The organism is Rhizobium freirei PRF 81 (genome assembly GCF_000359745.1).
Taxonomy (GTDB): domain Bacteria; phylum Pseudomonadota; class Alphaproteobacteria; order Rhizobiales; family Rhizobiaceae; genus Rhizobium; species Rhizobium freirei.
Genome location: NZ_AQHN01000054.1, coordinates 82,639 through 105,853, shown reverse-complemented (window position 1 = coordinate 105,853; position 23,215 = coordinate 82,639). Strand labels below are relative to the sequence as shown.

General features: G+C 60.7%; 21 protein-coding genes and 1 riboswitch. Of the genes, 14 read left to right on the top strand and 7 right to left on the bottom strand.

Features of this window, described 5'->3' with window-relative positions:
- Positions 1-35 precede the first annotated feature (35 nt).
- From RHSP_RS09200 to RHSP_RS09180, 5 genes are all read left to right on the top strand, one after another.
- Complete coding sequence (locus tag RHSP_RS09200; RefSeq protein ID WP_037150766.1) at positions 36-857, top strand: ATP-binding cassette domain-containing protein; 822 nt, start codon at positions 36-38, stop codon at positions 855-857.
- Entirely contained in the window at positions 854-2,104 is a 1,251-nt protein-coding gene (locus RHSP_RS09195; protein ID WP_004115277.1) for a sugar ABC transporter permease, read from the top strand. The genes RHSP_RS09200 and RHSP_RS09195 overlap by 4 nt, the downstream gene beginning before the upstream one ends.
- 25 nt (positions 2,105-2,129) lie before the next feature.
- Positions 2,130-2,858, top strand: coding sequence for an SDR family oxidoreductase (locus RHSP_RS09190; RefSeq protein ID WP_004115275.1), 729 nt, complete (start codon positions 2,130-2,132; stop codon positions 2,856-2,858).
- A complete protein-coding gene (locus RHSP_RS09185) occupies positions 2,858-4,489 on the top strand; it encodes an FGGY-family carbohydrate kinase (protein WP_004115274.1) in 1,632 nt (543 codons plus the stop codon). The genes RHSP_RS09190 and RHSP_RS09185 overlap by 1 nt, the downstream gene beginning before the upstream one ends.
- Before the next feature lie 242 nt (positions 4,490-4,731).
- Positions 4,732-5,130, top strand: coding sequence for a (R)-mandelonitrile lyase (locus RHSP_RS09180; protein WP_004115273.1), 399 nt, complete (start codon positions 4,732-4,734; stop codon positions 5,128-5,130).
- A gap of 95 nt (positions 5,131-5,225) precedes the next feature.
- On the opposite strand, the gene RHSP_RS09175 is transcribed toward RHSP_RS09180, so the two are convergent.
- Positions 5,226-6,101, bottom strand: a complete 876-nt coding sequence (locus RHSP_RS09175) for a LysR substrate-binding domain-containing protein (RefSeq protein WP_037150932.1) — start codon at positions 6,099-6,101, stop codon at positions 5,226-5,228.
- A gap of 115 nt (positions 6,102-6,216) precedes the next feature.
- Here RHSP_RS09175 and RHSP_RS09170 point away from each other — a divergent pair, with 115 nt between their 5' ends.
- The 4 genes from RHSP_RS09170 (at position 6,217) to RHSP_RS09155 (ending at position 11,489) form a co-directional block, all read left to right on the top strand.
- Positions 6,217-7,125 (top strand): DMT family transporter, encoded by a 909-nt coding sequence (locus RHSP_RS09170; protein ID WP_037150762.1) that lies wholly within the window; start codon positions 6,217-6,219, stop codon positions 7,123-7,125.
- Between the two features lie 181 nt (positions 7,126-7,306).
- The gene (locus RHSP_RS09165; RefSeq protein WP_004115267.1) at positions 7,307-9,349 is read left to right on the top strand and encodes an NADH:flavin oxidoreductase; all 2,043 of its coding nucleotides are present in this window, start codon (positions 7,307-7,309) and stop codon (positions 9,347-9,349) included.
- 347 nt (positions 9,350-9,696) lie between these two features.
- Positions 9,697-10,074: a hypothetical protein gene (locus RHSP_RS09160; RefSeq protein ID WP_004115265.1), complete on the top strand. Its 378-nt coding sequence runs from the start codon at positions 9,697-9,699 to the stop codon at positions 10,072-10,074.
- Positions 10,075-10,616: 542 nt separating this feature from the next.
- The gene (locus tag RHSP_RS09155) at positions 10,617-11,489 is read left to right on the top strand and encodes an undecaprenyl-diphosphate phosphatase (protein WP_004115257.1); all 873 of its coding nucleotides are present in this window, start codon (positions 10,617-10,619) and stop codon (positions 11,487-11,489) included.
- 176 nt (positions 11,490-11,665) lie between these two features.
- Here the strand turns inward: RHSP_RS09155 and RHSP_RS09150 are convergent, their stop codons facing one another.
- From RHSP_RS09150 to thiM, 4 genes are read right to left on the bottom strand one after another with little or no spacing between them, the layout of a single operon-like run.
- Positions 11,666-12,430, bottom strand: coding sequence for a 3-oxoacyl-ACP reductase (locus RHSP_RS09150; protein ID WP_004115252.1), 765 nt, complete (start codon positions 12,428-12,430; stop codon positions 11,666-11,668).
- Positions 12,427-13,248, bottom strand: a complete 822-nt coding sequence (gene thiD / locus RHSP_RS09145) for a bifunctional hydroxymethylpyrimidine kinase/phosphomethylpyrimidine kinase (protein ID WP_004115250.1) — start codon at positions 13,246-13,248, stop codon at positions 12,427-12,429. Before thiD ends, RHSP_RS09150 begins: the two co-directional genes overlap by 4 nt.
- On the bottom strand, positions 13,245-13,880 hold the full coding sequence (gene thiE, locus RHSP_RS09140) for a thiamine phosphate synthase (RefSeq protein ID WP_004115248.1): 636 nt from the start codon (positions 13,878-13,880) through the stop codon (positions 13,245-13,247). The genes thiD and thiE overlap by 4 nt, the downstream gene beginning before the upstream one ends.
- Positions 13,877-14,680, bottom strand: a complete 804-nt coding sequence (gene thiM / locus RHSP_RS09135) for a hydroxyethylthiazole kinase (RefSeq protein WP_004115245.1) — start codon at positions 14,678-14,680, stop codon at positions 13,877-13,879. The genes thiE and thiM overlap by 4 nt, the downstream gene beginning before the upstream one ends.
- 44 nt (positions 14,681-14,724) lie before the next feature.
- Positions 14,725-14,821, bottom strand: a riboswitch (TPP riboswitch).
- 235 nt (positions 14,822-15,056) lie between these two features.
- On the opposite strand from thiM, the gene RHSP_RS33525 reads away from it, so the two are divergent.
- Together RHSP_RS33525 and yghU are read left to right on the top strand one after the other, a co-directional pair.
- Positions 15,057-15,203, top strand: coding sequence for a DUF1127 domain-containing protein (locus RHSP_RS33525; RefSeq protein WP_081615303.1), 147 nt, complete (start codon positions 15,057-15,059; stop codon positions 15,201-15,203).
- Between the two features lie 493 nt (positions 15,204-15,696).
- Positions 15,697-16,572, top strand: coding sequence for a glutathione-dependent disulfide-bond oxidoreductase (yghU, locus tag RHSP_RS09130; protein WP_037150930.1), 876 nt, complete (start codon positions 15,697-15,699; stop codon positions 16,570-16,572).
- A 72-nt stretch (positions 16,573-16,644) separates the two neighbouring features.
- Here yghU and RHSP_RS09125 read toward each other — a convergent pair whose 3' ends face one another.
- Both RHSP_RS09125 and RHSP_RS09120 read right to left on the bottom strand, forming a co-directional pair.
- Complete coding sequence (locus RHSP_RS09125) at positions 16,645-18,021, bottom strand: sigma-54-dependent transcriptional regulator (RefSeq protein ID WP_004115239.1); 1,377 nt, start codon at positions 18,019-18,021, stop codon at positions 16,645-16,647.
- A complete protein-coding gene (locus tag RHSP_RS09120) occupies positions 18,018-19,880 on the bottom strand; it encodes a sensor histidine kinase (RefSeq protein WP_157385329.1) in 1,863 nt (620 codons plus the stop codon). Before RHSP_RS09120 ends, RHSP_RS09125 begins: the two co-directional genes overlap by 4 nt.
- Positions 19,881-20,113: 233 nt before the next feature.
- Between RHSP_RS09120 and RHSP_RS09115 the strand changes: the two genes are divergently transcribed.
- From RHSP_RS09115 to RHSP_RS09105, 3 genes are all read left to right on the top strand, one after another.
- A complete protein-coding gene (locus tag RHSP_RS09115) occupies positions 20,114-21,442 on the top strand; it encodes a dicarboxylate/amino acid:cation symporter (RefSeq protein ID WP_004115231.1) in 1,329 nt (442 codons plus the stop codon).
- A 324-nt stretch (positions 21,443-21,766) separates the two neighbouring features.
- The gene (locus RHSP_RS09110; protein ID WP_338059889.1) at positions 21,767-22,267 is read left to right on the top strand and encodes an NUDIX hydrolase; all 501 of its coding nucleotides are present in this window, start codon (positions 21,767-21,769) and stop codon (positions 22,265-22,267) included.
- A 309-nt stretch (positions 22,268-22,576) separates the two neighbouring features.
- A complete protein-coding gene (locus tag RHSP_RS09105; RefSeq protein WP_004115228.1) occupies positions 22,577-22,822 on the top strand; it encodes a helix-turn-helix domain-containing protein in 246 nt (81 codons plus the stop codon).
- Positions 22,823-23,215: the final 393 nt, after the last annotated feature.

Sequence of the window (23,215 nt, the reverse complement as noted above, 5' to 3'; positions counted from 1 at the left end):
TCCGATAGCATCTCAACCCGAGAAGGTGGCGAGTCATGAGTGACGCTTCCGATCATAGAGCCCCGGATGGCGAGCTTGTGCTCAGCCTCAAAGGGATCTCCAAACACTTCGGCGCCGTCTCGGCACTGACGGATATCAACCTCGATGTGCATGCCGGCGAAGTCGTGGCACTTGTCGGCGACAATGGCGCGGGCAAATCGACGCTCGTCAAGGTTCTGGCCGGCGTCCACCAGCCGAGTTCAGGCACGATCACATTCCGAGGCAAGCAGGTCACGCTTAGCGACCCCGCAACCGCGCTTGATCTCGGCATCGCCACCGTCTTTCAGGATCTGGCGCTTTGCGAAAATCTCGATGTCGTCGCCAACATTTTTCTCGGCCGGGAACTGAGCCCGATAAAGCTCGACGAAACAGCAATGGAGGTTCGCGCCTGGACCTTGCTCAACGAGCTGGCCGCACGAATCCCGAGCGTTCGCATCCCGATCGCATCGCTTTCGGGCGGCCAGCGGCAGACGGTGGCGATCGCCCGCTCGCTGCTGCTGGAGCCGAAGCTCATCATGCTCGACGAGCCGACCGCGGCGCTTGGCGTGGCACAGACCGCCGAGGTGTTGAACCTCATCGAACGCGTCCGCGACAAGGGGCTCGGCGTGATCATGATCAGCCATAATATGGAGGACGTGCGCGCCGTCGCCGACCGTATCGTCGTTCTGCGCCTCGGCCGCAACAACGGGATTTTCTATCCCGACACTTCAAATCAAGAGCTTGTCAGCGCCATCACCGGCGCAACCGAAAACGCCGTGTCGCGACGTGCAGTGCGGCGTCAGGCCCAGCAGGAAGTAAGAGAAGGGGGCCAGCCATGAGCCAGGACAGCAAGCAATCGGCCGTGCTGCTCGACCGCAGCGATGTCCGCGTCAACCATGACACCGGCCTTGCGGCCACGATCCGCTCGTCGATCGACAAGGTTCGCTCCGGCGATCTCGGCTCGCTGCCCGTCATCGTCGGCCTCGTCATCATCTGGACGGTGTTCGGCACGCTCAACCCGACGTTCCTCTCCAGCAACAATCTTGCCAATCTGCTGTTCGACGCCTCGACCGTCGGCATCATCTCGCTCGGTATCGTCTGCGTACTGATGGTCGGCGAAATCGATCTTTCCGTCGGCTCGATCAGCGGCTTCGCCTCGGCCATGGTCGGCATGCTCTGGGTGAACGAGGGCTGGCCCGTCGCCTTGGCGATTCTGGCGGCTCTCGTCGTCGGCGGCGTGATCGGTGCCATCTATGCCGTATTGTTCAACCGGCTGGGCATGCCGAGCTTTGTTGCCACATTGGCGGGTCTTCTCGCCGTGCTGGGCATGCAGCTCTATCTGCTCGGTGCGACGGGTTCCATAAATCTGCCCTATGGCTCGGCGATCGTGAATTTTGGCCAGCTCCTCGTCATTCCCCGCCCGCTCGCCTATGTCTTGGCGCTCATTCCGGGTGTGGCGATGCTGGTGACCGGCTTGGGCACCGTGCGGCGGCGCAAACAAGCGAACCTATCGGCGCCTTCTGCCGGCGGCCTGCTGGCGAAGGCGGCCGCCATCACCGTGGCTTTGGAATTCGTGGCCTTCTATCTCAATCAGGACCGCGGCGTTCCGTGGATGTTTGCCCTGTTCGTAGTGCTGGCGATCGTCATGAATTATGCGCTGACGCGCACGCAATGGGGCCGGTCGATGTCCGCCGTCGGCGGCAATCGCGAGGCGGCGCGCCGTGCCGGCATCAATGTGCGGCGGATATATACCAGCGCCTTCGTTCTCTGCGCCATGTTCGCAGCCCTTGGTGGCGTGCTGGCGGCAGCGCGCCTGGCTTCGGCCAGCCAGCAGGCTGGCACCGGCGACGTCAATCTGAATGCGATTGCCGCGGCAGTGATCGGCGGCACCAGCCTCTTCGGTGGCCGTGGCAGTGCCTATTCCGCACTGCTTGGCATCATCGTCATCCAGTCGATTGCGAGCGGCCTCACGATGCTCGATCTGTCGTCGGCGCTTCGCTACATGATAACAGGCGCGGTTCTTGCCATTGCCGTCATCGTCGACTCACTCGCCCGTCGTTCCCGCGCCTCGCATGGGCGCGGCTGATTTCTTCAAAAAGGTAAGGGTTGTTATGAGACAGGATTTTGCCGGCAAGGTCGCCGCCATCACCGGGGCTGCGTCAGGAATTGGCCTGGAATGCGCCAAATCGCTATTGAACGAGGGCGCCAGTGTCGCCTTCGTCGACAGGGCGGAAGATAGCCTGAAAAGCCTCTGCGCTGAGCTGGGACCGAATGCCTTTCCCGTCGTCGTCGATCTCCTGAACCCCGAGAGCGTGGCGACCATGATGCCGCAAATCCTCGGCAAGTTCGGCAAGCTCGACATCTTCCATGCCAATGCCGGCGCCTATATCGGCGGCGAGGTTGCGGAAGGTGATCCCAATGCCTGGGACCGGATGCTGGATCTCAATATCAACGCCGCCTTCCGTTCGGTCCGCATGGTATTGCCGCACATGATCGAACGGAAGACCGGCGATATCATCATGACGAGCTCGATCGCCGGTCTGGTGCCGGTGGTCTGGGAGCCGATCTACACCGCATCAAAACATGCCATCCAAGCATTCACGCATACGGTTCGGCGCCAGGTTGCCAAACATGGCATCCGCGTCGGTGCCGTGGCGCCAGGGCCGGTTGTGACGGCATTGATCAGTGATTGGCCGCAGGCAAAGCTCGACGAGGCAATTGCCGCAGGCGGCCTCATGGAGGCGACGGAAGTGGCGGAAGCGGTCGTCTTCATGCTATCGAGACCGCGTAACATCGTAATCCGGGATCTGGTGATCCTGCCCTTGAGTACGGATCTCTGATGACGGCACCTTATTTCATCGGTATCGACGTCGGCACCGGCAGCGCCCGGGCCGGAATTTTCGATGCGCATGGCCATCTGCTCGCTGCCGCCAAGCGGCCGATCACCATCTGGCACGAGGCCGGCAGCATCGTCGAACAGTCGAGCGAGCAGATATGGAAGGCGGTTTGCGACAGCGTCAAAGAGGCTGTCGCCACGGCGAAGATCGCGGCCGTCGATGTCGCCGGCATCGGCTTTGACGCGACATGCTCGCTGGTCGCGGTCAAGGCGGATGGCAGCCAAGTGGCTGTGGGACCATCGGGAGACGCCGACCGCAATATTGTCGTCTGGATGGACCATCGCGCCGCCGGCGAAGCGGCGGAGATCAATGTCGGGAATCATGCCGTGCTTCGCTATGTCGGTGGCCGCATCTCGCCCGAGATGGAAACGCCGAAGCTCCTGTGGCTGAAGCGAAACCTGCCGCAATCCTTTGCCGCGACGGACCATTTCTTCGATCTCGCCGATTATCTGACTTGGCGGGCGACGGGCTCACTGCAAAGATCGGTATGCACGGTCACATGCAAGTGGACTTATCTCGCCCATGAGAAGCGCTGGGACGCGCAGTATTTCAAGGATATTGGCCTCGGCGAACTTGCCGACGAAGGTTTCGTACGGATCGGCACCGACATTGTCGAGCCGGGCACCGCACTTGGTGAGGGCTTGAACGAGGCTGCCGCGCTGGATCTTGGTCTTGCCACCGGTACGCCGGTCGGCGCATCGCTGATCGATGCCCATGCAGGCGGCGTCGGAACGCTGGGCGGGCAGGGAGAAGATGGCAAGGCTGATGTCAGAAACAGGCTCGCCTACATCTTCGGCACTTCGGCCTGCTCGATGGCATCGAGCGAAGGGGCTGTATTCGTCGATGGGGTCTGGGGCCCCTATTATTCGGCCATGGTGCCCGGCCTCTGGCTGACCGAAGGCGGGCAATCTGCGGCAGGAGCTGCGATCGATCATCTCGTCACCATGCATCCGGCGGCTGGCGAGGCTCGTCAGAAGGCCGAGGCGGAAGGCCTATCGCTGGTCGCATGGCTCGACCGGCAGGCCATGAAGGCAAGTAAGAACGCGTCCGATGCCGTGAAGCTTGCCCAATCCATCCAGGTCGTTCCCGAATTCCTTGGCAACCGATCGCCCTATGCCGATCCGGATGCCCACGCCGTCATCTCCGGCCTCGGGCTGGAAACCGGCATCGACGATCTGGTCGCCCTCTATGTCGCCGGCCTCTGCGGTATCGGCTATGGCCTCAAGCAGTTGCTCGAAAAGCTGGCCCAGGATGGCATTGCCTGTGATCTCATCATTGCGAGCGGCGGTGCCGCCCAGAGCGGCCTCGTGCGTCAACTGCTGGCAGATACGACAGGGCGGCCCGTCGCCGTCGCTGATACGGAGGAGCCCGTCCTTCTTGGCGCAGCCATGCTAGGCGCAACGGCAGGCGGACATTGCGGCTCTCTTGTGGAGGCAATGGCAGCCATGTCGCGGCTGGCGAAAAGGTTCGAGCCGGCGGCTGGCGCGATCAAGGCGCTGCATGAACGGCGTTACGAAGCTTTCGAGCTGTTGCAATCGGCAGATCGCAGTATTCGCGCGCTGATGGCGTCGTAGGACGCACGGCGATTTGCCGCTCAGCCGCGTAGCGGGACAATTTAGCGCGCGGGTGCAGGGGTGAGCCACTTGCGCCTCCTGAAGCGAAAACTTGGTGTTGCGCGGGCATTGTCTGCAGAGACATTTATCATCATCGCTCATAAGTTTATGCATCGACGACCCACTACTGTTTCGCGGAACAGGCGTTAAATTAGCGCCGACCAGTCGCGCGATCGCGGCTCAAGTCAAGGAAGGACGTCATCATGGACATTAACAAGAACGGCGCGCAGCCCTCGGGAAAAGGACCGTCTGACTGGTTCACCGGCACGGTGCGCATCGACCCGCTGTTCGCTGCCAATGAGGCACGCCGGGCCGCGGCCGGCAGCGTGACTTTCGAACCCGGCGCCCGCACCGCATGGCATACCCATCCGCGCGGCCAGACGCTGATCGTCACCGCAGGCCTCGGCCGCGTCCAGCGGGAGGGCGGCCAGGTTGAGGAAGTCCGCCCGGGAGATGTCGTCTGGTTCGAGCCGGGCGAAAGGCACTGGCACGGCGCTTCGCCGACGACTGCCATGACCCATATCGCCATCCACGAACACCTCGATGGCAAGGTGGTGGATTGGATGGAGCACGTCACCGACGATCAATATCAGGGAAGGTGACGCCTTTCATCAGGATGGAGGTGTGATTGGCGTCTGCCGCAGCAGCCACAGCTTGAGGCAGGCGCTTTCTACCGTAGCGTAGGCGTCCTGAAGCCTCACGGCTGCAGCAGGTTCGACATGGGCCGAAACGCTTCCCTGACCATTTCGGCAAGCTCCCGGATCGCCGGGCTCGAATGGTAAGGGTTGCGGCGAAGCACGACGCGGGATGAATCGACCGGGGGAAAACCATCCTCGAGCGTGAGCTCTCTGCAGCCGTGGGGGATGTTGCTGCGCGATAGCGTCGAAACGGCAAGGCCGGCGAGGACGGCGCTCTTCAGGCCTGAGCCGGTGTCGGCAATGAAGGCGATGCGATAGCGCAGGCCGGCCTGTTCCAGCGAACGCAGCGCAAAATCACGACACCATGTCGAATTCCGGTAGACCGCTATGGGCAGCGGTCTTGCCTCGTGCAGGCGGTGCACCAAGGAGGTGACCCAGACCGTGGGGTCGACGCAGAGAATTTCACCTGTCGTCTGATTGCTCCAGTCGAAGACAACGGCGAGGTCGAGTTCGTCCCGCTCCAGGGCTGCAAGATTGGGGGCGGTGTAGTCGCAGGAAACGGTCACCTCCACAGCCGGATGCCTTACCGCGAAGGCGGCAAGCGCCGCCGGGAGTATGGTCTGGCTGTATTCCTCGGGAATTCCGATCCGTACCGGTCCGTCGAGCGGTTTGGTGCGGATCGTCGCGGCCGCCTCGTTCAGAAGCTCGATAACCCGTTGCGCATAGGGCAACAGCTGATTTCCCGCCCGGGTCAGCACCGCTCCACGAGCATTTCTCTCGAAAAGCGTCTCGCCGATCGTCTCCTCAAGGCGCCGGATCTGGGCGCTGACGGCGGACTGAGTGCGCCCGATGCGCTGTGCGGCGACGGAAAAGTTGAGCGTCTCGCTTATGACGAGAAACGTCCGGAGCAGATCGCTTTCGATGGGTTCGCGCATGAACCACCACAAATATTTCTGATAGCTACTATCTCTACTATTCGTTTGCCTGATGTCAAATATCGGCGCACACAGATGGTATTCGATTCCTATTTAATCCTTAGAGTCCTCTCAAATGACCTTCCAGCTTCCGGCCCGCTCCGCTCTAACCGGCGATTACGAGAGGGGTGTCATTCTTGTGGCGATCGCAACGCTGGCCTGGAGCTGCAGCGGCATCTATGCGCGGCTTCTGACTACCGACATCTGGACGGCGATCGCCTGGCGATCGCTGTTCGGCGGCGTGTTCCTGTTTATCCCGAGCTTCTTTCTCGAAGGCGGGTTTTCGTGGCGCCAGTGGAGTTCGGTCTTTCGCCCTGCCGGTCTGGCGATGACTGCTTGCCAGACCATCAGCCAGGCGTGCTTCATCGGCGCTCTCTATATGACCACGGTCGCAAACGTGACCATGATTTATGCGACTGCGCCATTCATCGCCGCTTTCCTCAGCTGGACCATGCTGAAGGAGCGCGTTGCGAAGCGAACCTTGATTGCCGGCGCCATCTGCCTGATCGGCGTGGCCGTCATCGTCGCCTCATCGATCGGCGGCGGCACCGGTGTTGGCGATCTGCTGGCGCTCGGCATGACGGTCACCTTCGCGCTCATCATCGTCATCCCGCGTATGGACGGCAGCGTGCCGATCCTGCCTTCGAGCATCGTCAGCGGCTTCCTCACATTCGTGATTTTCGTTCCTTTCGCATCCACGGCCTCGCTCGATACCCATAATTGGTTCCTGCTTGCGGCGTTCGGGGCGACGAATTTCGCGCTTGCTTTCGTCCTGTTCCTGTTCGGGTCGCGGCGAATGCCCGCAGCGGATGCCGCGCTCATCAGTTCCATGGAGATCGTGCTGACCCCCTTTTGGGTCTGGCTCATTTTCTCCGAGAGACCGCCGGTCGCGACTTTCATCGGCGGCATGATCATCTTTGCCACGATCGTCTGGCACACGGCGGTCGATCTCCGTCAAAGCCGCCGCACGCGCGTGTCGGTCTAGCGCATTTCCAGGAAAAGTGTGAAGCGGTTTTCCGTCCGGAATGCGAAAAAACAAGAACATAGAGCACTTTAGCGATTCGAAGAAAACCGGAAGCACTCTAGAAGACTATAGCCATCGGCCCCCATCTCGGCAAAGATAGCAGGCCTCGACCCCCGGTTTCTCAAGAAGCGATGAAAACGACATGACGTCCAACGATCCTTTGCTCCAGCCCTATCAGCTCAAGCACCTGACGCTGAAGAATCGCATCATGTCGACCGCGCACGAGCCTGCCTATTCGGAAGAAGGTATGCCGACGGACCGCTACAGGCTTTATCATCGCGAGAAGGCGAAGGGTGGCATCGCTCTGACAATGACAGCGGGTTCAGCGGTCGTTTCGTCGGATTCGCCGCCGGCCTTCGGCAATCTGCATGCCTATAAGGACGAAATCGTGCCATGGTTGAAGCGGCTCGCCGACGACTGTCACGAGTTCGGTGCCGCCGTGATGATCCAGTTGACACATCTCGGTCGCCGCACCGGCTGGAACAAGGGCGATTGGCTGCCTGTGCTGGCGCCGTCGCCGCTCCGCGAGCCTGCGCACCGGGCTTTCCCCAAAGCGATCGAAGATTGGGATATCGAGCGCATCGTCGGCGATTTCGCCTCAGCCGCCCAACGCATGCAGGATGCAGGCCTCGATGGTATCGAGCTCGAAGCCTACGGCCATCTGACCGACGGCTTCTGGTCGCCGGCGACGAACCGGCGCGAGGACGAGTTCGGCGGCTCCCTCGACAACCGCATGCGCTTCTCGATGATGGTGACCGAGGCAATTCGCAAGGCGGTAGGCCCGGATTTCATCGTCGGTATCCGGCTCGTCGCCGATGAGGATTGGGAAAAGGGGCTCTCGCGGGAGGAGGGCGTCGAGATCGCCAAGCGGCTTGCCGCCTCGGGCACCATCGACTTTCTCAACATCATTCGCGGTCACATCGACAGCGACGCGGCGCTCACCAAGGTCATTCCGATCCAGGGAATGGCGTCGGCGCCGCATTTGGATTTTGCCGGCGAGGTGAGGGCGGCGACCAAGTTCCCGATCTTCCATGCTGCCCGCATCAGCGACGTTGCCACGGCGCGGCATGCGATCGCAGAGGGCAAACTCGATATGGTCGGCATGACGCGCGCCCATATCGCCGATCCGCACATCGTCAACAAGGTCATGTCGGGGCAGGAAGCCCATATCCGTCCTTGCGTCGGTGCGACCTACTGCCTTGACCGCATCTATGAGGGCGGCGAGGCGCTCTGTATTCACAATGCCGCGACCGGCCGCGAGGCCGAGATGCCCCACCAGATCGAGCCGGCGCCGACGTTCCGAAAGGCGGTCGTCATCGGTGCCGGTCCCGCGGGGCTTGAGGCCGCGCGTGTGCTCGGGGAGCGTGGTCATAAAGTCGATGTGCTCGAAGCGAGCGGCAAGGCCGGCGGGCAGGTGAATCTGCTCACTCGCAACCCACGCCGCAAAGAAATGATCGGGATCATCGATTGGCGGCTGTCTGAACTGGAGCGCCTGGGTGTCGCGATCCATTATGATGTCTATGCCGGGGCGGATGAGGTTCTGGCCTTTGAACCCGATATCGTCGTCGTGGCGACCGGCGGCATCGCGCAATCGCCCGAACTCGAGGGCGGCGACAGCCTCGTCACATCCTCCTGGGATATCCTGGCCGGAGCGGTAAAGCCCGAGGGTCTGGTCCTGCTCTACGACGACAATGGCGGACATCCGGGCATGTCAGCAGCCGAGGTGATCGCCAATAGCGGCGCCGAACTGGAACTCGTCTCGCCGGAGCGTTTCTTCGCGCCGGAAATGGGCGGCATGAACCATGTTCCCTATGCGAAGACCTTCGCCGAGAAAAATGTCCGGGTGACCATCAATACCCGGCTGAAATCGGTGCGTCGCGACGGCAATGCGCTGGTTGCTGTGCTGGGATCCGACTTTTCCGAGCATACGCAATGGGAGCGCCGGGTTTCCCAGGTCGTGGTCGAGCACGGCACCATGGCGAATGATGAGCTTTATCTCGAGCTGAAGCCGCTCTCACGCAATCTCGGAGCCGTCGACTATCAGGCCCTCATTGCGCGTCGTGCGCCATTGCCGGAAAAGTATGCGGCAGGCGCCTTCGATCTGATCCGCATCGGCGATGCCATCTCAAGCCGCAATATCCACGCGGCCATTTATGACGCGCTGCGCTATTGCTCGCTGCTGTGAGGCTGTTCTCGCACGCGCTTCGGTTGCCCTTCGATAACCGTTGTCGACCGCCTTATCCGCGGAACCTCAACAGCAGTCTGAGCCGGTGCACTCACGATGCCGATAGCGAGATTTGGGCGTGAGCGCTTTTCCGAAGCGCCTGATCCTATATCATAAGGTTTGAGGTTGGATAATAATATCCATAAATATCAATAGATTAAATGATAATTCTGTGGTTCTTTCGAGGATTTCACATGCGAGGATGCGCCTTGGATCCATCATGGTCCTGAAACAAAATGTAACAACTTAAAACACTGCGTTACGTCCGAATCGATATATTCGCCTCATCTTGAACGAGAGGCTGCTTGATGCATTCAGACAATTCGCCGACCCTTTCGCAAACCGACGTGTTGATCTGCCTGGACAATCAGCAAGTCGCGACGCGTATAGGGTCTGTTCTGTCTGAACGGGGCCTGACGGTAGCGACCATACCAGCGACCGGCATTCAGGCGTGGTTCGAGCCGAATGGCTGTCAGGTGGTCGTCACGCATACGGCGATGATCGGCCAGATACGCACCCGGCTGAAATTGCCGATCGTCAACCTGGAAGCTTTCATCTTCGAGCGTCCCGACCATGCCGCTGAAGGTGCGCCACGGCAGTTCGACGGCGATGCATTCATCAAGCGGATTTTCATGGTCATGGGCGATGCCCATAAACGCGCAGCGCGCGGACCGTTGCCACGCTAGCCTTGGCCGGCCCGCTCAGGGCAATTCCTGCGAAAGTGCGAAGCGGTTTTGCGTTGGAAATTGCTTGAAAACAAAGAGATAGGGCATTTCCACAACTCCGTTTAAAGCGGAAAAGCTCCAGCACCTCCGTCCGGATTCGGCTTTCAGGGAAACCAGCACGCGCTCCGAGTGATCTCGGGCTAGCCTCCCATTTTCTTGTCTCGCCGGCGTACGCTCAATATCAGCCCTGCCGCGAAGCAGCCACCGTCGCAGTTCCCCTTGATGCTCAGGGTATTGGGCCCTCATCGCATTCCATCCGTCATCGCCGCCGCCGGCAAGCCTTGCCTGCGGGCGATGGCTGAATGTCATGAAACCTAAAAACAAGGCTGGCAATTTCAGATAGAGTTCAGCCTGCCCAATTATCTTCGCCCTCGATTCCGAACGCGAGATCGGCGAAGCCCTTGAGAAGTATCGTCGGTAACGTGTCGGAAAACGGTTTCGCAGCAAAGTTCATCGCACCGCTACGGTGCAAAGCCCCCAAAGAGAACTGAGGATTTCGAAACGTGGCTGATGTTTGTACACAAGGCGTAGACACGGGCTTTGTCGCCCTGGGCTACGCCAAAATTGCTTTTCTGGGCGTCGTGCAGGGCTTGACCGAGCTTCTGCCGATCTCGTCCACCGCTCATATGCGCCTCGTACCGGCTTTGCTCGGCTGGCAGGATCCCGGCTCGGCGTTTTCGGCAGCGATGCAGCTTGCCGCGTTGGCGGCGATCGTGTCCTATTTCTGGAGCGACGTCCGTTACGTCACCTTCGGATCGCTCGACGCCATCAAGCGCCGGGATTGGCGGTCGCCCGCCATGCGGCTTGCGATTGCCATTGTCATCGCGACGATCCCCATCGTCATAGCCGGCCTGCTTCTGTCGTCTTCGCTGAATGCCTGCGGTACGTCGTTGCGCAGCCTGTGGGTCATCGGTAGCGCCTGCGTTGTCATGGGCGTGCTTCTGGCCGTTGCGGAACTTTATAGCCGCCACAAAAAGAATATGGAGCAAATGACCCTGATCGATGCCCTGTTTGTCGGCATCACGCAGGTTGGTGCTCTCGTGCCCGGCGTTTCACGCTCGGGTTCGACCCTGACCGGAGCGCTCTTTCTCGGCCTGAAACGCGAGGAAGCGGCCCGGTTCTCCTTTCTGCTCGGGTTGCCGGCGATCGCGCTTGCCGGTTTGAAGGAACTGTTCACGCTCTATAAGGCCCATATTCCCATGGAAGCCTGGTCCATTCTGATCGTCGGACTGATTGTCGGCAGTATCTCGTCCTTCGTGGCCATCTGGGGGCTCATGCGCTTTCTGGAGCGGTTTTCCACTTGGCCCTTCGTGGTCTACCGCATCGTGTTGGGCGTGGTCATCCTCTTCGGTGTGCTGACCATGGGCTGGGCCTGATCGACCGGCTCAGCCGATTGCTGCGACAAAACGGGAGGCGGCGACCGATGGTCGGCGCCTCCTTGTCGTTCTGCCGAGGGCATTTCCGTTTCAAACGGAGTCACGGAAATGCCCTATCTCTTTGTTTTCGCGTAATTCCGTACGCAAAACCGCTGCGCGCTGCTGCTAGAATTGCTCTAGCCGAAGACCAGTCCGCCGTCGACGATCAGGTTCTGCCCGGTAACGGCGCGGGCCCAGGGGCTGGCGAAGAACAGAACGGCATCGGCGGCTTCTTCGGGTGTCGTGACGCGACGAAGCGGCGTATTGGCGGCGATGATGTCGAAAACGGCTTCCGGCGTGGCGCTGCTGGCATCGGTCGTGCGCAGCAGGCCGCCCGAGATCATGTTGACGGTAATGCCGAGCGGCCCGAGCTCGGCGGCAGCTGTTCTGGTCAGCGACAGGAGAGCCGCTTTCGCTGCCGTATAGTCGTGATAGGGCACGACCGGATTCTGGAAGAGGTTGGTGCCGATCGTGATGACCCTGCCAAAGCCCGCCCGCGCCATCGCAGGCCGCGCCGCCTGAATGAGGTTTAAGGCCCCCCGAAGGGCCGTCTCTAGCTGCGCTGCCATTTCTGCCCAGCTCAAGGCATCCAGTTTCGAGCGCGCATCGCCGTTGAAGCTGAAATCGGCAAGCGCATTATGGACTATGGTCGTCGGCGCTCCGAAGTGAGCCGTCACCTCCTCCACCAGCCGTTCCGTGTCGGCGGAGCTGCGCATATCGGCTTGGAAAGCCCTTGCACGATCGCCGAGCTGCGTCGCAAGCGCTTCCGCCTGCGCGCAGCTGGCTCGATAATTGATCGCGACCTTCGCGCCTTCGCGCGCAAAGGCTGCCGCGATTGCTGAGCCGAGACCGCGCCCGGCACCTGATACGATGACGATCTGCTCCTTGATTGGCAGGCTCATCCATCTACTCCTTCATTATCTGCCCATAGCGCATGGAAATGCTGCACCGGTCCGTGGCCGCTACCGACCGAGAGCTCGCCCGCGGCGGCGACCGCGCGGGCGAGATAATTCTTGGCCGAGGCGATGGCTTTCGGAAGCGGCAGGCCTTTGGCGATCTCGGCGGCAATGGCGCTGGAGAGCGTACATCCGGTTCCGTGCGTGTTCTTTGTCGGCAGCCGGTCGGCTTCGAACCAGGTGACGATGCCTGCGCTTGCCAGCACATCGGGGCTCTCATCGCCTTCGAGATGACCGCCCTTCACAAGAACTGCGGCCGGGCCGAGACTGGCCAGGACATTTGCTTGACGTGCCATATCGTCGCGGCTTGCTGCCTCGGCTTCGTGCAGCAAGGCTGCCGCCTCGGGCAGGTTCGGCGTCACGACCGTCGCCAGAGGCAACAAGCGCCTGGTCAGCACATCGACGGCATCGGCGGCGAGAAGGGCTGCGCCGCCTTTGGCGATCATCACGGGATCAAGCACGACAGGGACATCGCGGCGTCTTGCCAGAATGTCGGCAACGGCGCTCGCGATCTCCGCGTTGGCGATCATGCCGATCTTGACGGCATCGACGCGGATATCGGCAAAAATCGCCGCAATCTGATCGGCGACGAATTGCGGCGGCACCGGATGAACGCCGGAAACGCCCCGAGTATTTTGAGCGGTCAGGGCGGTCAAAACAGCCATTCCATAAACGCCGCGAGCCGAAAAAGTTTTGAGGTCGGCCTGGATACCGGCGCCGCCGGAGGGATCGGAGCCGGCGATGGACAGGACGTTGCGGATCATTTGCGCGCCTCCTTGATAGCTTCGGCGATTAGGGCTGTAGCGGCCGCGGGATCGGGTCTGCCGCATATGGCCGAGACCACCGCCAATCCATCCGCGCCTGCCGCCAGCGCGTCGGCAACATGCTCGGCTTTCAGGCCGCCGATGGCCACCGTCGGAACCGGGGAGAGCTTGATGATGCGTTTAAGGCCATCAAAGCCGATTGGCTGCTTGTGATCCGGCTTGGTCGGCGTTGCAAAGACCGGACCGATCCCTGCATAGTCGACGATCCCGGCGTCGATTGCCGCAGTGAGGGCCTCGGTCTCCACCGAAAGACCCAGGATCATGTCCGGGCCGATCATTCGGCGTGCCGCGCGGGCGTCCAGATCTTCCTGCCCGATATGCAGGCCATCGGCACCAATTGCGATAGCGGCATCGACATTGTCGTTGACGATGAGGCGGGCATTGCTTCCCGCCAGCACCTGCTTGAGGGCAAGGCCTGTCTCGATCATCGCCGCGGTCGCGGCATGTTTGTCGCGCAGCTGCACGATCGTTGCGCCACCGGCAACAGCGGCACGCGCAGTCTCGACCATGCCGATATCAGCGCACAGGACTGGATCCAGAACGAGATACAGTGAAAGGTCGAAGTTCTTCATGCCGTCATGATCCTCGCCTTGGCGGACAGGGTGTCGGCGTCGAGGGCGGCCAGAGCATCGAGAAAGCGCCAGGAAAAGGAGCCGGGGCCATCGGCTGCCGCTCCCGCCTGTTCTCCCGCAACGGCAAAGACGGCAAGTGCCGCAACCGTCGCATCGAAGGGATTGTCGGGCACGGCGGCTGCGAATGCGCCGACAAGGCAGGTCAGCGAGCAGCCGAGTGCCGTGACTTGAGGCATCAGCGAAGAGCCGCCTTCTATGCGCCGCGCCCTTGGACCATCGGTGACAAAATCAGTGACGCCGGTCACGGCAACCACGCATCCGTGCCGTTCGGCGAGTTGTCTGGCCGCAACCTCGGCCAATTCGACGGGATCGCGGCTGTCGACGCCTTGGCCATGGCTGGCGCCGCCCGCAAGCGCGATGATCTCCGAGGCGTTGCCGCGAACGATCGTCGGCTGCTGTTCCAGCAGTTGCGCGGCGGCCTTGCGGCGGAACGCCGTTGCATAATGTGCCACCGGATCGAGAACCCACGGTTTGCCCGCCTGCGTTGCCGATTGCGCGGCGGCGAGCATGCCGGCAAGCCATCCAGCCGAAAGCGTACCGATATTCACCGTCAGTGCCCCGGAGATGGCGGCGAATTCGCCGGCTTCTTCTTCTGCATGCACCATGGCGGGTGAAGCTCCGGCCGCAAGCATGACGTTGGCGGCGATATTCATTGCCACGAAATTGGTGATGCACTGCACCAGCGGCGGGTTCGCCCGCATGGCGCCGAGCAGAGTGCCGACAGTCGTTTGGTCTTGCATATCGCCCCTTTCAGACGGGCGAGACGCGGGGGCGGATGCAGCGCTGCCGGCCCCGAGCGACTCCCTCCGCCAGCATGATCTGGTTCAGGTTCAAAGGGTGCTTCTCAGCCCGCCGAACAGCGGACGCCCCTGTCTCTCAATCCTTTCCTTGTTGCAGACAACGGCTCTTCTGTCATCAGCAAATTGCGGGAGAGACGACGGAGCGACCGATGCGGAATTTGCTGATGCCTCTGCGATCCATGCGTCCAGCGCATGGGTGCGGTGATACCTTTGCTCTGCAAAATGTGAGGGTCTTGAACTATATATTGCTCATCGAAGCGAACGGAGCGCCAAGCACGGCAGCTCAGCTTCGAATACCCAAGGAAAGGGGATCATCATGAACGTAGCACGCTCTTTCAACAACTGGCGCAAGTATCGTCAGACGGTCGCCGAACTGGGCCGTATGTCTGCCCGTGAGCTGCACGACCTGGGCATTGATCGCGGTGAAATCCGCAATGTTGCCCGCGCCGCAGTTGCCGGCTAACAGTCGCGTCGGCTGAGTTACAAGCTGCATTCTGTCAGCGCCTGCTTCCTCCCGAGCAGGCGCTTTTGTTTTGTTCGGATGTCAGTTCACCGTGCTCTCTGCCGAAAAATGCTCCAGTTGAGTTTTCTGCTTTTCGCATAGCGCATAGCTGTCTTGCAAAGAAATGCCTATCAACTGAGCAAAAGACTGATATGTTTAACCCATCGAAGCGATGCATCTCCTCCCGCATCCCTTCGCTTTGCGGACGCCCTTCTCCTCCTCCCAAGGTCGTCTGCGCGAACAGTGGCTCTCCTCCTCCCGTCCACTGTTCATTTATTGATGAAAGCCTGCCGCACCTCCTCCCGCGGCAGGCTTTTTTCGTTTCAGCCAGGAGCATCCGAAAAGCGGCGCGGCGCCTCTCGCAAAAATGAACGGGCGCCACTATGTGCCACAGGCGTAGCGCGTTACATCGAAGATCACTCCAAAACTGATTCACCCCAAAAGGACGATGCTTATGAACGGTTCTGCCGAATACACGCCGCCGAAGATCTGGACCTGGAACAAGGCGAATGGCGGCCAGTTCGCCAATATCAACCGTCCGATCGCCGGGCCGACGCATGAAAAGGAACTGCCGGTCGGCCGCCATCCTCTTCAGCTCTATTCGCTCGGCACGCCGAATGGCGTGAAGGTCACGATCCTGCTCGAGGAGTTGCTGGCGCTTGGTCATAGCGGCGCCGAATATGACGCCTGGCTGATCAAGATCGGTGACGGCGACCAGTTCGGCAGCGGCTTCGTCGAGATTAACCCGAATTCGAAGATCCCCGCCTTGCTCGATCGCAGCGGCCCCAAGCCGATCCGCGTTTTTGAATCGGGATCGATCCTGACCTATCTCGCCGAAAAGTTCGCCGCCTTCCTGCCGAAGGAGCAGCCTGCTCGTGCCGAATGCCTGTCCTGGCTGTTCTGGCAGATGGGCAGCGCGCCCTATCTCGGCGGCGGTTTCGGGCACTTCTATGCTTATGCACCGACGAAGATCGAATATGCGATCGATCGCTTTGCGATGGAAGTGAAGCGTGAACTCGACGTGCTCGATCGTCGCCTGGCGGAAAGCGAATATATCGCGGGCAGCGAATACACGATCGCCGATATCGCCATCTGGCCCTGGTACGGCGGTCTCGCCAAGGGCTGGCAGTATGGTGCCGGCGAATTCCTGCAGGTGCAGGATTACAAGAATGTCCAGCGCTGGGCCGATCTGATCTACGCGCGTCCCGCCGTCAAGCGTGGCCGCATGGTCAACCGCATGTCGGGCGATCCGTCCGAACAGCTGCGCGAACGTCATGATGCCAGCGATTTCGACATGAGGACGCAGGACAAGATCGAAGCCGTGGGCTGACGTTCACATCCCTGCGTTTCTTCAGAGAAGCTCGTGGCTGAAAGGCCGCGAGTTTTCGTTTTAGGGGCCGTTTTATGGGCCGCGGCGGTCGCTTTCCTCGAAGCCCGCAAATTCGCCTCTGACGATGCCATGGCGTTGCAGCTTGTCGTAGAAGGTCTTTCGCGGAATCCCCAGAGCCTCGATGGTGCGGCGCACATCGCCATTGTTCTGCGATAACGTCTCGCGAATGAGGTCGGCTTCATAGCGTTCGACGCGGGCGGGCAGGGATAGCGCTGTATCCATGGCAGGCGCCTCACCGGGTTTCGAGGTGGCCGCGGTTTCGAGGCCGAGTACCAGGCGTTCGGCGAAATGGGAGAGTTCGCGAACGTTTCCCGGCCAGTCGTGCTGCAGCAGATGGTGGCGTACGGTGGAGGAGATGGCCGGCGCCTCGCGCTTGAAGCGATTGGCGGCACGCTCGGCAAAATAGCTGAAGAGCAGGGGAATATCGTCGCGCCGCTCGCGCAGCGGCGGGATGGAAAGGGTAACGACATTGAGACGATAATAGAGGTCTTCGCGAAAATCGCCGCGCTGGGCGGGGTCGCCGAGGTCGACTTTGGCCGCCGCCACCACGCGCAGATCGACGGGGCGGACCTCATTCGTGCCAAGCGGCGTTACCTCACGCATTTCCAGCACGCGCAGCATCTGCACCTGGATCGCCGGCGGCATGCTTTCAATCTCGTCGAGAAACAGCGTACCGGCGCTCGAATGTTCGATGCGGCCGACGCGCTTCTTCTGCGCGCCGGTGAACGCGCCCGGCTCGTGGCCGAAGAGTTCGCTCTCGATCACGGTTTCGGGCAGCGCACCGCAGTTCAGCGCCACGAAATTCCCCTTTGCGCGCCGGCTCCAGCGGTGCAGCAGGCTTGCCACCACTTCCTTGCCGCTGCCGGTTTCTCCGGTGACAAGCACATCGACATCCGTATCGGCGATCTGCCGCAAAGTATGGCGCAGCCGCTCCATGGCCGGGGTCTGGCCAATCAGCGGCAGATCGCCCTGCGCCTGTTCGACGGCGACGCGGAGGGAACGGTTTTCAAGAACAAGCCGGCGCTTTTCTGTGGCGCGCCGCACGCTTTGCACCAGCCTGTCCGTGGCAAACGGCTTGGCGATGAAATCATAGGCGCCATCCTGGATGGCCTGTACCGCCATCGGAATATCGCCATGCCCGGTCATCAGGATGACGGGCAGATCGGCGTCGCGCTCCTTGATGCAGGCGAACAGCTGCTGTCCGTCCATTTGCGGCATGCGGATGTCGGAGACAACGACGCCGGCAAAATCCGGCTCGAGAGCGCGCAAGGCATCGCCCGCCGCCGAGAAAGCGGAGACGGCAAAGCCGGCAAGCTCAAGCGTCTGTTTCGTCGCTTTCAATAGATCCTTGTCATCGTCGATGAGAAAAACCGGGGAACTGTCGTTCATGTGCTCGCCCTGCGCAGATGAATGGTGAAACGAGTGCCGTTGCCGCTGCTTTCCACCTCGATGCGACCGCCGTAATCGACGACGATGTCCTTGGAAATGACAAGGCCGAGACCAAGACCCTTTTCCTTGGACGTGTTGAACGGCGTGAACAGCGAGTCGAGGATTGCAGCTGGAATGCCGGGCCCATTGTCGGAGACGATGATCTCGACGTCATCCGATGTTTCTCGCGTCGACACTTCCACCCTCGCGCCATCCCTGCCTTCAAGGGCTTCCAGCGCATTCTGAAACAGGTTGATCAACACCTGCTCGAGCCGGATCTGGGTGCCGACGACGTTGAGCCCCGTCGACGGCACTTCGATCTTGAGAGCGTCGAGGCGGCCGGCGAACCGGCTTCTGAGCAGAACGACGGCACCTTCCATGGCGCTTTTCAGGTCCACCGGTTCCGGCGCTGTTCGTCCCTTCTGAGCAAAGGCTTTGAGCTCCTCAGTGATCGTTCCGATCCGCTCGGTCAGCGTCGTGATGGTGGACAGGTTCTCTTTGACCGGTTCAGTCTGCTGCCTTTCAAGGAAGACGCTGGCATTTTCCGCATACGCGCGGATCGTTGCGAGAGGCTGGTTGATTTCATGGGCGACGCCGGCTGCGACCTGGCCGAGAATGGCAAGGCGGTTTGCCTGCACGAGGTCCTGCTGGACGCCCTGCAGCTTCGCCTCCGTCGCGCGGTGATCGGCAATCTCCGCCTCAAGGCGATCGCGGGCGAGGCTGAGATCTTCGGTGCGCTCCAGAACGCGCCGCTCCAGCTCCTCGCGGGCCATCCTGCTGACGGCGATCTGCATCGCAGAAACATGACGCCTGCGCAGCAGGAAAGCGGCGAATGCCAGGATCGGCAGCAGCACCGTCAAGGTAAGGAAGCGTGTCTCGCGCAGCGAGGATGCAATCGCCTCGTCTGTCGGTATCAGATAACCGAGCCGCCAGGGGGTCGATGGGATCGCGGTCGTCAATTGCAAATATTCTGCGGCGCTGCTGCCCGGCAAAACGGCGCGTACGATGGTCGCATCGGGGCCTATTGGCGCCGGTCGGCTGATCGGCAGCTGCGAGAGAGGTGCCGCACCGAATTGCAGGCTTTTTCGAATAGCGGCTGTTTCCTCGCGCGAAAGCGGTCCTGCCGCCATGAAGCGCCAGGAGGGAAGGCTGGTAATGAGCACGATACCGCGTTCGTCCATAACGTAAGCCGGACGTCCGGTTTCGCTCCAATCGGCTTCCAGCTGATCGAATTCCATCTTTACCACGACGACACCCAAGGCGGAATCGGCGTCGCCGACGCGACGGGAAATATAAAGCCCTGGGCGATTGCTGACCGTTCCGAGCGCGTAATGTTCGGCCGTTCCCGCCTCCATGGCTTTGCGGAAATAGTCGCGGAACGAATAGTCATTGCCGACGAAGCTCAGCGGCTCGCGCCAATTGCTCGAAGCCATGGCGATGCCGTCCTTGCCGACGACATAAAGAACCGAAGCGCTCGTACCGGAGACCAGGCTCTCCAGTTTGCGGTCAAGGGCAACGACGGCATCGTCCTGCCGTCTTGCTAGTGCGTCGCGTACCTGCAGATCATCCGCCAACAATAGCGGCAGTGCGCGCGGACGCTCGAGCACCGCCCGCAGGAGAGCAACCTTGAGGTTCGCATCCGTATGCCCCTGCCTTTGCAGCGTTTCGAGGGCGGTGAGGCGGCCGTAGTAGCTGGCGCCGTACAAGGCGGTGGAGATGATGGCTGCGCATAGCAGCGCAAAGACAAGCCAGACCCGCCGGGATCGCTGTCCCAGCTGCTCTGGTGTCAAAAATCGTCCCGTCGCCGGCTGCTGTAGCATTCCCGCATTGTGCATGTTTTCGCGCATATTGCAATTTAGTCTGTGCGGATTTTCGCACAAGTCGAGAAGTGAACTTCACCTATGAGAATTTAAATCCATATAAATCAATGGGATGTCTCCGCGCAATTCATCTGGCACGCTCGTTGCAAAGGAGGACGGAACAGTCGGAGGCTGTTGAATTCTAGTCGTCGCCCGGAGGGCCGAGAGATCGGTTGGGCTTAACGGAGGACATCATGATTGCTCCCATCGCTGCCGCCGAAACGCGTGGCAAACTTCCCTTTTACCGGCACCTCTATGTGCAGGTCCTGACCGCCATCGCAGCCGGCATTCTGCTTGGCCACTACTATCCGCAGTTCGGCGCTTCGCTGCAGCCGCTCGGCGATGCTTTCATCAAGCTCGTGCGCATGGTCATTGCACCCGTCATCTTCCTGACGGTCACCACCGGCATTGCCGGAATGTCGGATCTGAAGAAATTCGGCCGCGTCGTCGGCAAGTCCTTCATCTACTTCCTGACCTTCTCGACCCTAGCGCTGATCGTCGGCCTGATCGTTTCGAATGTCCTGCAGCCGGGCGCCGGCATGCATATCAATCCGGCGACGCTGGATACGAAGGCGGTCAACAATTATGCGGCGCAGGCGCATGATGCCTCCGTCGTCGGCTTCCTGATGAACATCATTCCCGACACGATCGTCGGCGCCTTCGCCAAGGGCGATATTCTCCAGGTGTTGTTCTTCTCGGTCATTTTCGGCATCGCGCTCGGCGCTGCCGGCGAGCGCGGCCGTCCGGTCACCGATTTCCTGCAGGCGCTGACCACCCCGATCTTCCGCATGGTCGCATTGCTGATGAAGTTCGCCCCGATCGGTGCCTTCGGCGCCATGGCGTTCACGATCGGCAAATACGGCATCGGCACGATCGCCAACCTCGCATTCCTGATCGGCACCTTCTACGCCACGTCGCTGCTGTTCGTGCTCGTCGTGCTCGGCGCAGTCGCCCGTTACAATGGCTTCTCGATCCTGGCGCTGATCCGCTACATCAAGGAAGAGCTGCTGCTGGTTCTCGGCACCTCCTCTTCGGAAGCCGCATTGCCCGGCCTGATGAACAAGATGGAACGTGCCGGCTGCAAGCGCTCCGTCGTCGGCCTCGTCATCCCGACGGGCTACTCCTTCAATCTCGACGGCACCAATATCTATATGACGCTGGCGGCACTCTTCATTGCCCAGGCGACCGATACGCCCCTGTCGCTCGGCGACCAGATCCTGCTGCTACTTGTCGCCATGCTGAGCTCCAAGGGGGCTGCCGGCATCACGGGCGCGGGCTTTATCACGCTCGCCGCGACGCTTGCCGTCGTGCCTTCGGTGCCGATCGCCGGCATGGCCTTGATTCTCGGCATCGATCGCTTCATGTCGGAATGCCGTGCCCTGACCAACTTCATCGGCAATGCCGTCGCTACGATCGTGGTTGCTCGCTGGGAAAACGAGCTCGACCAGACCAAGTTTGCCGCCGCCATGGCGGGGCAATTGAGTGAAGAGATCGAGATGCCGGCGTTGCAGGCGGCGGAATAAGCCTCCCATCGATCCCTCCAAAGTGCAAAGCGGCTCCTCTCGGGGCCGTTTCCAGTTTCGGCACCTGATCGGATTGACGGCTCCGGTTCTGATCACAAGACCATGATCAACAGCTGTCTTCATAATACTGTCATTACAACGGCTCACAGCATGACGCTGACAATTGCGAATTTCGGCAGAGCCGCAGAAGGGACAGGAGGGCAGCGTGGCGCAAACGGCTTCAATGAACCCGCGTCTGTGGATTTCGCGGCGGCCTTGCAGCAGGCGTCGGGATCGCGGGTAGTCGGCAGAATGGCGTCTTCATCGTCAGCGCAGGAAAAGGCCTTGAGGCGTTCGGAAAGTTTTCTCTCCGAACTGGCATTGCATGCGGATGCGCTGCTTCATGGCCGCGTCTACGAACAATATGCTGCCATCTGCTATAGAAGGGTGGCGGAGCACCGTACTGCCGAGGTTCTTATCGTCACAAGCCGCGAAAGCGGTCGCTGGATCGTGCCCAAGGGCTGGCCGATCAAGGGCAAGAAGCCGCACGAGGTGGTGGCGATCGAGGCCTTCGAGGAGGCCGGCGTACGCGGCAAGGTCAAGAAGAAGCCTTTCGGCTACTTCACCTATCTGAAGCACCTCGCGGACGGCAATTGTGTTCCCTGCGTCGTCGAATTGCATCTGCTCGAAGTCGAGCAGGTTTTTCAGGATTTTCCCGAAAGAGGTCAGCGCCGCTGCGAATGGGTCTCCTTCATCGAAGCGGCAAGTCGCGTGCGCGAACCGGAGCTGAAAGGGCTTCTGCTTTCAGCCGAACGAAAAATATCCAAGTCGAGCGGCAAAAGATAGCCGAGCCATATATGCTTTCGGATAAGGCCATGTCTTCTCATTTGTGGCGACACTGGGGGCCTGAATGAACGCATCCCTCGCTATCGACTTGTGACGATGCAACCGGATGTTCTGCTCACCTTGACTGCATCAACCGGGCGACAACCCCGGATCTCGGCTGCCAAGCACATCGACGCTTGTCTATGTCGCATCGATGCCTATATTGACCCAGCGTTCGGCCACATTTGCTTGGGTCGCTATGCTCCATGGCTGCAATAGCTGCCTTCACCCGGCATCGTTTTGCCGGTGGACTTTGGAAGGAGAAATTTCATGTCCATTACTCAGAATAATATCGATAGTTCAAAAGCTTCCACCGTTCCGCATGGTGAAATCGCTGCCGCTGTGCGACAGGCGCGGGAAGCCATCGGCTATACGATTGCCGATCTCTCTGAAACCTGTGGCCTCACCAGTGAGGAAATCGTCGAAATCGAAGCCGGCGCCGATGCCGATCCGGCAAAACTTCGGCGCGTCGCGGCCGCGTTACAGGTCCCCCCTTCGACCTTCTTCGTCGTTTGAGCTAGAGGGCGCGCCCCGACGCGGGGTGCGCCTCTGCAGCGCTTTTGGCGGCAACTCCGCCATCGGTTCAGCGCCCGTATTTCGTTTGAGTTTGATACCTCCAAACTAAAGCCGATTGCCGGCGGTTGGTCAGAACGCCTTCCATTTCATATGTTCGGATCTGAAAGCGGCGGCGGCACTTTCGGCTTGACGGGCGACGCACGGTGCCTCGCCCGCGGTGCCATCTTCCTCTGCCGACTGGTTGCTGGAATGCGGCGGGTCCGCCCTCAGGCGCCTGTTCAATCGGGCAGGAGCGTCGAATCGCTGAGCGTGGCGTGATATAGTGAGCCAGTGCCCTTGTTTTACTTGGAGGCATTATTTCATTGCTCAACGTTTCTGGCGCGGGGAATTTTG

Excerpts from the sequence above, each read along its gene's own strand:
- RHSP_RS09185 (WP_004115274.1), top strand. The coding sequence starts at position 2,858 with ATGACGGCACCTTATTTCATCGGTATCGACGTCGGCACCGGCAGCGCC.
- RHSP_RS09160 (WP_004115265.1), top strand. The coding sequence starts at position 9,697 with ATGCATTCAGACAATTCGCCGACCCTTTCGCAAACCGACGTGTTGATC.
- RHSP_RS09170 (WP_037150762.1), top strand. The coding sequence starts at position 6,217 with ATGACCTTCCAGCTTCCGGCCCGCTCCGCTCTAACCGGCGATTACGAG.
- thiE (WP_004115248.1), bottom strand. The coding sequence starts at position 13,880 with ATGAAGAACTTCGACCTTTCACTGTATCTCGTTCTGGATCCAGTCCTG.
- RHSP_RS09115 (WP_004115231.1), top strand. The coding sequence starts at position 20,114 with ATGATTGCTCCCATCGCTGCCGCCGAAACGCGTGGCAAACTTCCCTTT.
- yghU (WP_037150930.1), top strand. The coding sequence starts at position 15,697 with ATGAACGGTTCTGCCGAATACACGCCGCCGAAGATCTGGACCTGGAAC.
- thiD (WP_004115250.1), bottom strand. The coding sequence starts at position 13,248 with ATGATCCGCAACGTCCTGTCCATCGCCGGCTCCGATCCCTCCGGCGGC.
- RHSP_RS09200 (WP_037150766.1), top strand. The coding sequence starts at position 36 with ATGAGTGACGCTTCCGATCATAGAGCCCCGGATGGCGAGCTTGTGCTC.
- RHSP_RS09180 (WP_004115273.1), top strand. The coding sequence starts at position 4,732 with ATGGACATTAACAAGAACGGCGCGCAGCCCTCGGGAAAAGGACCGTCT.
- RHSP_RS09175 (WP_037150932.1), bottom strand. The coding sequence starts at position 6,101 with ATGCGCGAACCCATCGAAAGCGATCTGCTCCGGACGTTTCTCGTCATA.
- RHSP_RS09125 (WP_004115239.1), bottom strand. The coding sequence starts at position 18,021 with ATGAACGACAGTTCCCCGGTTTTTCTCATCGACGATGACAAGGATCTA.
- RHSP_RS09165 (WP_004115267.1), top strand. The coding sequence starts at position 7,307 with ATGACGTCCAACGATCCTTTGCTCCAGCCCTATCAGCTCAAGCACCTG.
- RHSP_RS09120 (WP_157385329.1), bottom strand. The coding sequence starts at position 19,880 with ATGCTACAGCAGCCGGCGACGGGACGATTTTTGACACCAGAGCAGCTG.
- RHSP_RS33525 (WP_081615303.1), top strand. The coding sequence starts at position 15,057 with ATGAACGTAGCACGCTCTTTCAACAACTGGCGCAAGTATCGTCAGACG.
- RHSP_RS09195 (WP_004115277.1), top strand. The coding sequence starts at position 854 with ATGAGCCAGGACAGCAAGCAATCGGCCGTGCTGCTCGACCGCAGCGAT.
- RHSP_RS09105 (WP_004115228.1), top strand. The coding sequence starts at position 22,577 with ATGTCCATTACTCAGAATAATATCGATAGTTCAAAAGCTTCCACCGTT.
- RHSP_RS09190 (WP_004115275.1), top strand. The coding sequence starts at position 2,130 with ATGAGACAGGATTTTGCCGGCAAGGTCGCCGCCATCACCGGGGCTGCG.
- RHSP_RS09150 (WP_004115252.1), bottom strand. The coding sequence starts at position 12,430 with ATGAGCCTGCCAATCAAGGAGCAGATCGTCATCGTATCAGGTGCCGGG.
- thiM (WP_004115245.1), bottom strand. The coding sequence starts at position 14,680 with ATGCAAGACCAAACGACTGTCGGCACTCTGCTCGGCGCCATGCGGGCG.